The organism is Bacteroidota bacterium, assembly GCA_016699695.1.
Classification (GTDB): Bacteria; Bacteroidota; Bacteroidia; order Bacteroidales; family UBA10428; genus UBA10428.
In genome coordinates this window covers 3,715,404-3,727,247 of the sequence record CP065006.1, presented here as the reverse complement: position 1 = coordinate 3,727,247, position 11,844 = coordinate 3,715,404, and the positions used below count along the sequence as shown (strand labels likewise).

Annotated in this window: 11 protein-coding genes; all 11 read left to right on the top strand. The window is 33.9% G+C overall.

Annotated elements, in window-relative coordinates:
• Positions 1-167: 167 nt before the first annotated feature.
• On the top strand, positions 168-1,295 hold the full coding sequence (locus tag IPM71_15585) for an SH3 domain-containing protein (protein ID QQS50976.1): 1,128 nt from the start codon (positions 168-170) through the stop codon (positions 1,293-1,295).
• Positions 1,296-2,255: 960 nt separating this feature from the next.
• Complete coding sequence (locus IPM71_15580; protein QQS50975.1) at positions 2,256-2,819, top strand: hypothetical protein; 564 nt, start codon at positions 2,256-2,258, stop codon at positions 2,817-2,819.
• A gap of 200 nt (positions 2,820-3,019) precedes the next feature.
• Complete coding sequence (locus IPM71_15575) at positions 3,020-3,547, top strand: hypothetical protein (GenBank protein QQS52861.1); 528 nt, start codon at positions 3,020-3,022, stop codon at positions 3,545-3,547.
• 5 nt (positions 3,548-3,552) lie between these two features.
• Positions 3,553-3,717, top strand: a complete 165-nt coding sequence (locus IPM71_15570; protein QQS50974.1) for a hypothetical protein — start codon at positions 3,553-3,555, stop codon at positions 3,715-3,717.
• A gap of 122 nt (positions 3,718-3,839) precedes the next feature.
• Positions 3,840-4,730, top strand: a complete 891-nt coding sequence (locus IPM71_15565) for a hypothetical protein (GenBank protein QQS50973.1) — start codon at positions 3,840-3,842, stop codon at positions 4,728-4,730.
• Positions 4,731-4,927: 197 nt separating this feature from the next.
• Positions 4,928-5,647 (top strand): phospholipase D family protein, encoded by a 720-nt coding sequence (locus IPM71_15560; GenBank protein QQS50972.1) that lies wholly within the window; start codon positions 4,928-4,930, stop codon positions 5,645-5,647.
• Between the two features lie 456 nt (positions 5,648-6,103).
• Positions 6,104-7,318 carry an IS701 family transposase gene (locus tag IPM71_15555; GenBank protein QQS52860.1) on the top strand — a complete coding sequence of 405 codons (1,215 nt, stop codon included), beginning with the start codon at positions 6,104-6,106 and terminating at the stop codon, positions 7,316-7,318.
• Positions 7,319-7,401: 83 nt separating this feature from the next.
• Positions 7,402-7,998: a hypothetical protein gene (locus IPM71_15550; protein QQS50971.1), complete on the top strand. Its 597-nt coding sequence runs from the start codon at positions 7,402-7,404 to the stop codon at positions 7,996-7,998.
• Positions 7,999-8,189: 191 nt separating this feature from the next.
• On the top strand, positions 8,190-8,858 hold the full coding sequence (locus tag IPM71_15545) for a PorT family protein (GenBank protein QQS50970.1): 669 nt from the start codon (positions 8,190-8,192) through the stop codon (positions 8,856-8,858).
• A 1,002-nt stretch (positions 8,859-9,860) separates the two neighbouring features.
• Positions 9,861-10,235 (top strand): hypothetical protein, encoded by a 375-nt coding sequence (locus IPM71_15540; GenBank protein QQS50969.1) that lies wholly within the window; start codon positions 9,861-9,863, stop codon positions 10,233-10,235.
• A gap of 255 nt (positions 10,236-10,490) precedes the next feature.
• Entirely contained in the window at positions 10,491-11,705 is a 1,215-nt protein-coding gene (locus IPM71_15535; GenBank protein QQS52859.1) for an IS701 family transposase, read from the top strand.
• The last annotated feature ends 139 nt before the right edge of the window (positions 11,706-11,844 follow it).

The window sequence follows — 11,844 nt, the reverse complement described above, 5'->3', positions numbered from 1 at the left end:
GTATACGCAATACGGGTTGTTTTGCTATATTTGGGCTATGTACAAGCAATCAACATTCAGTAGTGCTGACAGTAGGGCTTTCCAAAATTCCCGCACTGCGCATACTGCTGGGCGTTATAGCCCATTTTAGACGACCAAACGAGCAACTTTATCAAAAATAGAAAAGAATGAAAATACCGCAATTGATAATCATATTACAGTTCTTGATTGTAGGAATTCCTCTCAATGCACAGGATTTTGGATATATCAATGACCCAGACGGATATACAAATTTGAGACTTGAACCAAATGGAAAATCAGAAATTATTGGAATAGTTATAGCTGGACAGGTTTTTAAGTATTATCCTGATAACAATATAGATTGGTGGAAAGTTGATTTCAAATTCCGAACTGGATTTATGCACAAATCAAAGATTAAAGATTTCAATAAGGCAAAATCAGAGATAAGTAAATACTTTCAAGACTATTATTCAGCTGACAGAAACAATGTTGAATTAAGTGAGGGGAATAATGAGAAATTATTTAAGGTAACTCTAGATTATCCATTAGCAACAATGCAAGCATTTTGTGAACAATCAAAGGAAATCCAAGACTATTTGATTTCTGAATATAAATCGCCGATTCACGACATGATTGATTTACAGTTGATTTATTCTCGTTTGGAGGGCGAAAAAACAGAATGTTCAGAAATTTCAAAAATCAAAGATGCAATAATAAGAGCAGGGAAAAGTATCGGATTGGAAATAATTGAAAACGATATTGATTTCAATAAAATTCCAAACGAGAATAAGCCATGCGAAAAACTTTGGGGAGTAAATAATAATTTCACTGAAATTTTAAATGGAAAACCTATTACTTTTTATCTTAACAATCCTCAAATAGACAGATTTTCTAAAATGTATTATCAAGGACAATTTAAACTCTATGATAATTCTGAAACATTTGCGTTTCTTGACTCAGTAATGACTTTGAATAATGAAATACGACCATTTTATTTTTATATTTTCAATAGCGTTTTAAATCAAAGTGATGGAGCTTTGTCAGAATATGTTTCAGTGTTTTGCTTGAAATATTTCGAAACACAACCATGTGAATTTTTTAATTATTGCAAAAATGGTGAATATAAAGTAGACAAATCAAAATGGACTGGATTTATTGGTTTTCAATTATATTCAAAAACTGATTTTGATAAATTTGTAATAACAACTGACAGGAAAATTAATGGCAATTGTCAGGTACTAAAAAGTGATTGGAATATTTTAAAAAACGAGATAAAGACTAAACTAGAAGAATAAAAACGGGCTATAACACATGGTATAGTGCATGCGGGTTTCAGAGGTTTTCGAGCGTTTGTGGCTCGTAAAAAAAGCCGATGTAAACTGATAGGGAATTGCTTCGTAATCCCGCACGACACCATACCATCAACGTTACAGCCAAGTGTCACCTGCCATTTTAAGGTCTTTTTTTTGGATAGTGCTTCTAAGTGAGCTCCGGTTTGATCACACATTTTGCATGCCCCAGTCCCACCGCTTCATTTAATTGGAGCGCTATTGAAACGGCTTGCAAAGTGTCACAAAACTTGGGTAAAGTTCAAAAACCAGTTCCAAAACCATGAGTAAGCTTTGGCTCTTTTGGCAATAAAGCCTTTTGTCTGCTGAATAATAACCATTTACTCAGCCTCTGAGCCAATGGTTTGGCTAATGGTTTTTGAAGCAACTTTTCCGCCACTTTGCCTGGCACCGTGACAAGTCCTGCAGCTATTAAACGCCCGGCAGATAGATGAGATAGCAATTAAATCCGGTTCCGGGGGCAAAATGATGTTCCAAACCTTGTGCGCCCATATAGCTTTTGCGCTTTTAACACGCCGCCACCAGGCTATAACAGCCAATATAAGCAAGCTGGGGGTTGCAGAAATAGAAAAGTTTGTATATTTAATCCGCGGTATCGCTGGTTTTTTGGGTTGATGGTTTTAATCCCAGCCTGCTCATATTGGCGTACCGTTGGCTGTAATACAATCGCAGCAGGAACATTCAGATTATGCCATAAATATTAGGGGAGACGAAATTTGAGATTGTCATTTAAGAAAACTAGATTATGAGAAATTATATTTTACTACTTGGATTGATAATTTCAATCAATTTATTTGGACAAGAACTGACCAAAAAGAAAAGAAATATATTCCAGAGGATTTTAGTGAATCATTAGAGCAGTTAGATAAAATTATTCCTGATTCTTCAAAAAATCTGATAAAAACTATGACTGAAAATGATTTTATTGCTCAAACGCATCTTACCATTGGAATGTGGATTAGGAATTATTGGTTATACAACAGATATTTACTTGGATTAATTGTTACAAAGTCAGATTTAAGAAAGGATTTAGCAGCAAAAGGATTATTTCATAACGATGATATGTCTGGAGTTATTTTACGCTCCTATTATAGAAAATTAAACGGATTGGATATTAATCTTGAACAACAGATTAAAGATATTCATCAATGGTATGTAAATATGAATAATCCTGAATGGAGAGCGGAACAAGATTCAATTGCTTGGGTAAATCATATGAGTAAGTTTAATATTGGAGACACTATTGCTCAACACATTTATTACGAAAGAAACTGGCTTGGAGAACCAAGAAAAGACAACGTAATACTTGCTGAGATTACTGATAAGAATGAAAAGCAGATAAAAATAGAGATTGTTTCATTCGGAGAAGAAACCGAAAAACAACTTGTTTACGAAGAAATTGAATGCGATTCGACTGACTGTTGGATTTCACCTTATTTCTGGAAAAATATAAATGACTTTGAAGATTAAAGAAGTACTACAGCCAACACAGTATATACAAAATAGGCGCAATAGTAGTAAATTCAAAGGTTGTAGCCCGCTTCAAAATTGTTACGGTTTGATAGGTTTGAAGCCCGCAACCGCCTACTTTGCATATACTAAACGTTGGGTGTAATGCCAGAAAAACCTCACAAACTTGCTAAATTCTCGTTGATTTTTGGTAAATTTGAATTATGAAACAGAATCCTCAATATATTGATATAGAGATTGATAAATTGACTAATTCGATTGAGAACGTCATAACGGGAGATAGCTTTCAGACAGACGTTACGTTGATTGATAAAAGTGACTTAAAATCAATTACAAAGAAAAACGGATGGCTATTTAATTGGAAAAACGAGTACCAACAACCTGATCGTGACGTTTATAAACTGACAATTACAGGAAATCCAGACATAATCCAGGGATTGGTAAGTATAACTGAACGAGAAGACCATGTTTATATGCACCTGATTGAAAGTGCTCATTTTAATCTTGGTCGAAATAAAGTGTATTTAGGAGTACCAGGAAATCTTGTTGCATTTGTATGTCGAATATCATTTCATCGTGGATTTGATGGTTATGTTTCATTTACCTCAAAAACTCAATTAATTGAGCATTATGAAAAGACACTTGGAGCGAATAATGTTGGTGGCCATTTAATGGTTATCAATACGGATTCTGCGTTAAAGTTGATTGATAAATATTTTAAAAATTAAATACTATGGGATTGATTAGAGAACCTTTGGAAGTTGATTTCTTTGTTGACCCAAAACCATTGACAGAGAAAGAGAAAAAAATGATCAGTGATTACATTAAGGCTGACAAAGAGAAAAGAAAGAGTAAAAAGCACATAAGAAAAGGCACATACACCCAACACGTGGTATAAAAAACTGCCGGGAGTTGTGAAATTTGCAGGTTCATCACCCGCATCAACAATTGTGTAGCCTGATAAATAATTCGCCCGCAATCGGCAGCTTCTCATACCACCACCGTTAGTGCTAATTAAAAATGAAATACCTACTTAAAAAGAAATATAGTCTTGACTTGAATTTTTCAGAAGAAGATTTTCGCAGAAAGTTCAAATCAAAGTTCTCTGAGAGGAATAAAGATTCCATACGAGGATTAAAAGGTGTAGTAGAGGCAAAGACATTTACTATTAATCATCCTTATAATATGCTGATCCCTGATTATTCTGGAGATAGGTTTATATACAGTCTCTTTGAATTAATAGGTAGCTATAATTGTCATGAGGGAAAAACAAAAGTTGATTTAACTGTTAGACTTACCGTTTTTACAAAGTTTATGATGTTGCTCTGTCTAGGCATCACAAGCACTTTGATATTTGTTGCAAGTGGTATTTATGGCTTTCTGATATGCCCTTTATTAGTTGCTTTATTATATCTCTTTTTAAGGGTTGGCCTTTATATTTCAGAGCCTTTATATCTGGATAATTTCAAACTTGCTTTTGGACTTATTAACGAAGTATTAAAAGACTATAGTTTTGAGGTTAAAGAAAACATAGCAACCATTCGAATTAGCAGAAAAAAAAGAATTCTCTATAACATATTAGCCATATCGATTTTATCTGCCGTATACCTATCTATGGTACTAACATCAAGTGACCAAGAATATATTTTATCAACAATCATCTTTATTTTTATTATACTTACTTCTCATCAAAACCATCTTGATTATAGCATAAAACTAATATTGAAAAATTCTCAAGTTGTTGATTTTTGGTTATTTTATAAAATGGCATTGATACCTGTTCCAAGTCTACTTTTTAAGATTAAAAAATCCCAAAAAAATGAAATTAAAAAACTGAGATTTAAATACAATATAATAACAGGACTTCTATATGGGTGTATAGTTGGCATGATATTCTATTTCTTATTTTGATTTAGGTGTCCTATAACTAGCACTAACAGCCAATATAAGCAAGCTGGGGGTTGCAGAAATAGAAAAGTTTGTATATTTAATCCGCGGTATCGCTGGTTTGTTTGGTTGGTGGTTTTAATCCCAGCCAGCTCATATTGGCGGCCCGTTACCGGCAACCTTAAAAAATGACAGATTCGAACGATAAATATTAACTAATTATGGCAGAATTTTTAGACACACAAGGAGTATCTTATTACTTGAAAAAGTTGATTAATAATTCAAATGACAAGTTATATCTTATTAGTCCTTATTTACAGCTTAATAATCAACTTAAACTCTCACTTGAGGATAGACATAAATTTTCAATTGATATTGTTATAATTTATGGCAAAGTAACGGATATTAATCCCGATGATAGTGAATGGCTAAAGTCAATGCCTGGGATTAAATTGATGTTCCATAAAGACCTTCATGCAAAATGCTATTTCAACGAGCAGGAAGCGATTATTACATCAATGAATTTATATATGTTCTCTCAACAAAACAATGTTGAGATGGGGATATATATTTCCAAGGAGAAAGATGAAGAACTTTATAAGCAGATTGCCTCTGAAGTTGACAGAATAAAAAGAGGGAGTGAACATCGGACAATTTCTGTTCAAAAAGTAGAAGCAATAAAACCAGAGACAAAATCAGCTTCAAAACCTAGTCAAAAGCAGACTGGATACTGTATTCGGACTGGAGTTGAAATCCCTTTCAATATTGATAAACCTTTAAGTAAAGAGGCTTATAAGAAATGGAATGAGTATGCGGACCCTGAATATAAAGAAAAGTATTGCCATTTTTCAGGAGAGCCGTCTAATGGTGAGACAAGTGTGAGTAAGCCGATTTTAAAAAAAAATTGGAAAAAGGCTCAAGAGATACATGGATTTAAATAAAAAAGGCAGCCGGTAACACATGGTAGAGTTCATGCGGGTTTCAGAGGTTTTCGGGCGTTGGTGGCTCGTAAAAAAGCAGGTAGTAAACTGATAAGAAACAGCTTCGAAATCCCGCACGAAACCCTACCATAAAACGTTGTGCGTAATGCCAAATGATATTTAGGTTCAACAATTGAGTGTTATAAACTAATTCTACTTTAACAGATTAAACAAAACCCTTGTAAACATTGATATTTCAAGGAAATTCAGTATCTTCAATGCACAGAAAAACAGGCTTATCGTTCCGAAAAATGTTTAATACAACGTAAAAATAATAATCGATATGGAAAAACACTGACCTCTGTAATAGAGCGAGTTAGTGTTCACCTTAATGATTATCAGCATGTATTTTGTAATTCAACAAAGAAGTTCTTTGACAAAGCACAGCAATATTCATTAGGAATAATACAAAGTCAGATGCGCAATATTGAAAGAATAAGCGAAGATTTGGGAGCTAACTACCATCAAATGCAGCACTTTATAACTGAGTCTAACTGGGATCATCGAGTTTTGATAAATCAAGTAGCCCAGGAAGTAAGCCAGGTTTTACCCAAAAGAAAACTTACAGGATTGATTATTGATGAAAGTGGTTGGGTAAAAAAAGGCGACCATAGCGTAGGCGTTGGACATCAATATTGTGGGAATGTAGGGAAACTATCAAATAGTCAGGTTGCGGTATTTGCTTGTTTAAGTAATGGGGATTTTGCATCAATGGTTGATGCCCGACTATACCTTCCCAAGGCTTGGTGTGACGACAAGACAAGATGCGAAAAAGCAGGCGTTCCTGTAAAGCACCGAACATTTAAAACTAAGCTCGAACTGGCATTAGAAATTATTCGCCAGCAAGTAACCAATGGCATCATCTTCGATTTTATTGGAGGCGATGGTTATTATGGTAACGATGTGGATTTTGCCAGCAGCATAGATTTGCTTGGTTATCTGTACATGCTGGATATCCATAAAGACCAAAAAATATATTTGGAACGTCCTGACTTGGCTATTCCCGAGCGAAAAAGCAATAAGGGTCGTGAACCCAAGAAATTAAAAGCAACTACAGACGAATTAAGTGTATCAAAATATTTACAGACTTTAAATGACGAAAATTGGCAGCGTATTAGTGTTCGTAATACAGCCAAAGGAGTTCTTGTAGCTGACTATCATTTTATAAAGCTTTGGATAATCAATAACAGTAAAATGCAAGTAGAGCAAAGGTTACTGGTTATCCGTAAAACGAAAACCAAAGAAGGCAAGGACGAAATAAAATATTCTTTTACCAATGCTAATCTTGAACAATACACTAAGAAAGCTATAGCCTATATGCAAGCACAACGGTACTTTGTAGAACATTGCATAAAAGAATCAAAACAGATACTCGGGCTAGACCAGTTTCAGACACGAAAATGGCTTGCATGGCAACACCAGGTTGCATTAAACTTTTTGGTCTCGTCATTTATTTTAAAAGAAAAATTGCATTGCTTTGATGATTTACCTTTACTATCGGCTCGTGATATTAAAGAATTTATCACTTTTAAACTTTATAAACAGATGACCGAAGAACAAATGATTGATAGAATTTATGACCGGCATTTAAAACGACAGCGTGATATAAATTACTCATATTCAAAATTGTAAATCTGTTAAAGTAGAACTAATTTGATATTTTTACTTTGTGATAGAGTATTAATCAAGTAACTAATTCTAATTACCAAACCAAAATGAAAACTATATTACAACTCACTTTAATCTCAATTATCTTTTTTGGATGTGGAGATGATAACAAAGAAGAATCTGTAATTTCATACCAAAACATTAATGTTTCCATTAATTCAATAAACTATACATTTGAATTATATTTGATGTGTTACTATGCTTCACCGGAAGACTCCTCAGCATCAATTCTTGTTGATATAGATAATGATAATAATATTGATTTAGAACTAAGTGTTTCTCATCATATGGAATATGTGCTGCCAAGCAGATGCGAAGATATAATAGAAACATGCTTTATAAAGTCAATTTCATCTTCATACTCTATTGCCAAATTGAATGTAAATTGTGTTAAAACTTTTAACCAAAACGAAAGTATCAATAATAACAATGTTTGGGAAACAGAAGCTATAATTAATGATTCTTTTCAATATTGTTCCAATAATGATACCATCATTATTGGAATCAGAAATATTGAAGCTGATAAAATTAACTATGGGTGGTTGAGATGCCGATTTGACAGATATCGACATCAACTTGTCATTTTTGATTGTGCTTATAACTTAACTAATAATAATGAGATTTTTGCTGGTCAAATTAATTAAAGCACATACGCACAACATGCGGTATAAAAAATTTCCGGTTCATTAGGTTATTAAAGGGTTGCAGCTCGCTTCAACTTTTGTGTAACTTGACAGGAAATCACCCGCAATCGGCAACTTTTCATACCGCCGGCCGTTGTGCGTAATGCCTCGATACGATAATAACCAAACATATTAACCAACAAATAAAAAATATGAAACAAAGATTTGTACTTATTCTTGCCTTGACATTAATAGGGAAACTTTCATACAGTCAGATAATTGACCGATATGGAATTAACGTTGGAACTTCATATTCTACTCAGATTTGGGATTACAAATTAGTAAACGTTGATTCAGATAATGAATATAAATTTGGACTTCAAGCTTTTTTGCAAGCGGAAAAGGATTTTGGAAAACTCTTAGCTCTGCGGACGGAATTTGGATACATACAAAAAGGATTTAAAAATAATTTAACACTTACTTCCGCAGAAGGAACTTTTATTGGAACAAATAATGACAATGTGATATTGCATGACTTAGCACTTAATCTTGGATTAAAAATAAAACTGTTGAAAACTGATTTTTCTCCATATTTTTTAGCTGGATTACGTGGCGATTATATGATTTCATATAAAGACGTAGAAATAGAAGAGCCTGGTTCTGGACTGAAATTTAATATGTATGAATCAACAATAGAAGATTTCAATAAATTTAATATTGGTGGATTAATCGGATTAGGAATTGACATCAAGGATTTGATATATTTTGAGTTAGAATACAATCCAAATTTCACAAAGAATCTTGACAACGCAGGATTGAGTATAAAAGATATTTGTTGGGGAGCAAAAATTGGATTAAACATTAATAAATTGACTGAATAAAAGCACATACGCACAACAATGTGTATAGTGCATGCGGGTTTCAGAGATATTCGAGTGCTTGTAGCTCGTAAAAAAAGTTGGTGTAAATTGATAAGTTTTCTCCTCGTAATCCCGCACGACACCATACACTCAACGTTGCGTGCAATGGCATCAAAACCGTGACACCTGTAAATCGGATGAAAGTAAAGTACACCGATAGGTATCCTTCGGGATTGTGTGAACCGATTTTAATCTGACTTGGTAGACCGGCAAAAGTTTTTACTCCGTAGTTAGCGTTCTGCATTTGGATTCCTATCGCTGCACTTTTATTTTGATTTGACCTGCAAGAAATCAGGGCATTGACACCATTTGGACTCAACGCTCGGAAGGATTTTTAGAATTTGATTGTGATTTGCAAAGGGATTAGCTTTTAATGTGTGAAAACTCAATGATTGAAGGAATATTGGTAGAACCGATTACAAAACGCTTCTCTCCTATTTTGTACCATGACTTCCAGTGCAAGTAGATAAGTCAGACACAAATTGATTTCTGACTGCAAGTAGATTTTAATACACGGATTACAAAAAGCCTCTCTCCTACTTATATCGTGATTTCCAGCGCAAGTAGATAAGTCAGACTCAAATTGACTTCTGGCTGCAAGTAGATTTTAATGTACTGATTTCTAAAGGCTATCGAAAACGTGAGATTTCTAAAAATTAAGCTGAATCGGGATTTTAAAATCCAATTGCGCTAAACTGTTTGGATATTTCGCTTTAGCTGTTTATTGGGATTGATAGAACAAAGAAATAAAACAAAAACCCACTGCACGCAACAAGCAGTATACGCAATACGGGTTGTTTTGCTATATTTGGCCTATGTACAAGCAATCAACATTCAGTAGTGCTGACAGTAGGGCTTTCCAAAATTCCCGCACTGCGCATACTGCTGGGCGTTGGCTGCCATTTTGGAAGACACTACACAATGATAAATTAAACATATTGAAAGAATTAAAAAAGTAACGATATGATAACAAACCTTGACAATTACTTAGTCGGTATCGTGATTGGAATAAGATATAGAGCAAACTTTTCAATCGAAGATTCCCTTGGTGCCATTGTAGATAAAGTTCTTTATGACAAGAAAGCATTTTTTAATCCAAATATTTTTCCTTTAGTCCAAAATACTGGGAATGGAAAGCTTCTATTCAATGATAAAAACAGTGACAGACTAACAATTAATAATTCAAATATTGTTCTTGATTTATTATTTGATGGTTCTTTCCCCAAAGAAGATTGTGAACTCGTGATAAACAAATTCAATGAGCAAATAATTGAAGGGATTATGAAACAATATAAAATTACTGAGATAATAAGAATTGGAATTGTAATTCTACTTTAACAGATTAAACAAAACCCTTGTAAACATTGATATTTCAAGGAAATTCAGTATCTTCAATGCACAGAAAAACAGGCTTATCGTTCCGAAAAATGTTTAATACAACGTAAAAATAATAATCGATATGGAAAAACACTGACCTCTGTAATAGAGCGAGTTAGTGTTCACCTTAATGATTATCAGCATGTATTTTGTAATTCAACAAAGAAGTTCTTTGACAAAGCACAGCAATATTCATTAGGAATAATACAAAGTCAGATGCGCAATATTGAAAGAATAAGCGAAGATTTGGGAGCTAACTACCATCAAATGCAGCACTTTATAACTGAGTCTAACTGGGATCATCGAGTTTTGATAAATCAAGTAGCCCAGGAAGTAAGCCAGGTTTTACCCAAAAGAAAACTTACAGGATTGATTATTGATGAAAGTGGTTGGGTAAAAAAAGGCGACCATAGCGTAGGCGTTGGACATCAATATTGTGGGAATGTAGGGAAACTATCAAATAGTCAGGTTGCGGTATTTGCTTGTTTAAGTAATGGGGATTTTGCATCAATGGTTGATGCCCGACTATACCTTCCCAAGGCTTGGTGTGACGACAAGACAAGATGCGAAAAAGCAGGCGTTCCTGTAAAGCACCGAACATTTAAAACTAAGCTCGAACTGGCATTAGAAATTATTCGCCAGCAAGTAACCAATGGCATCATCTTCGATTTTATTGGAGGCGATGGTTATTATGGTAACGATGTGGATTTTGCCAGCAGCATAGATTTGCTTGGTTATCTGTACATGCTGGATATCCATAAAGACCAAAAAATATATTTGGAACGTCCTGACTTGGCTATTCCCGAGCGAAAAAGCAATAAGGGTCGTGAACCCAAGAAATTAAAAGCAACTACAGACGAATTAAGTGTATCAAAATATTTACAGACTTTAAATGACGAAAATTGGCAGCGTATTAGTGTTCGTAATACAGCCAAAGGAGTTCTTGTAGCTGACTATCATTTTATAAAGCTTTGGATAATCAATAACAGTAAAATGCAAGTAGAGCAAAGGTTACTGGTTATCCGTAAAACGAAAACCAAAGAAGGCAAGGACGAAATAAAATATTCTTTTACCAATGCTAATCTTGAACAATACACTAAGAAAGCTATAGCCTATATGCAAGCACAACGGTACTTTGTAGAACATTGCATAAAAGAATCAAAACAGATACTCGGGCTAGACCAGTTTCAGACACGAAAATGGCTTGCATGGCAACACCAGGTTGCATTAAACTTTTTGGTCTCGTCATTTATTTTAAAAGAAAAATTGCATTGCTTTGATGATTTACCTTTACTATCGGCTCGTGATATTAAAGAATTTATCACTTTTAAACTTTATAAACAGATGACCGAAGAACAAATGATTGATAGAATTTATGACCGGCATTTAAAACGACAGCGTGATATAAATTACTCATATTCAAAATTGTAAATCTGTTAAAGTAGAAGTAAAGAGATATCTATTTCAACTAGAGGATTTAGCTGAAAGTTTTATAAATAAAACCATAGGAAACACATTAGATGGGATAAATGATATTAATCTAAGGTTTTCTAAGAAAATCCCAACATCT

Coding starts and splice junctions, on each gene's coding strand:
- IPM71_15585 (QQS50976.1), top strand. CDS start 168: ATGAAAATACCGCAATTGATAATCATATTACAGTTCTTGATTGTAGGA.
- IPM71_15580 (QQS50975.1), top strand. CDS start 2,256: ATGACTGAAAATGATTTTATTGCTCAAACGCATCTTACCATTGGAATG.
- IPM71_15570 (QQS50974.1), top strand. CDS start 3,553: ATGGGATTGATTAGAGAACCTTTGGAAGTTGATTTCTTTGTTGACCCA.
- IPM71_15565 (QQS50973.1), top strand. CDS start 3,840: ATGAAATACCTACTTAAAAAGAAATATAGTCTTGACTTGAATTTTTCA.
- IPM71_15560 (QQS50972.1), top strand. CDS start 4,928: ATGGCAGAATTTTTAGACACACAAGGAGTATCTTATTACTTGAAAAAG.
- IPM71_15555 (QQS52860.1), top strand. CDS start 6,104: ATGCGCAATATTGAAAGAATAAGCGAAGATTTGGGAGCTAACTACCAT.
- IPM71_15550 (QQS50971.1), top strand. CDS start 7,402: ATGAAAACTATATTACAACTCACTTTAATCTCAATTATCTTTTTTGGA.
- IPM71_15545 (QQS50970.1), top strand. CDS start 8,190: ATGAAACAAAGATTTGTACTTATTCTTGCCTTGACATTAATAGGGAAA.
- IPM71_15540 (QQS50969.1), top strand. CDS start 9,861: ATGATAACAAACCTTGACAATTACTTAGTCGGTATCGTGATTGGAATA.
- IPM71_15535 (QQS52859.1), top strand. CDS start 10,491: ATGCGCAATATTGAAAGAATAAGCGAAGATTTGGGAGCTAACTACCAT.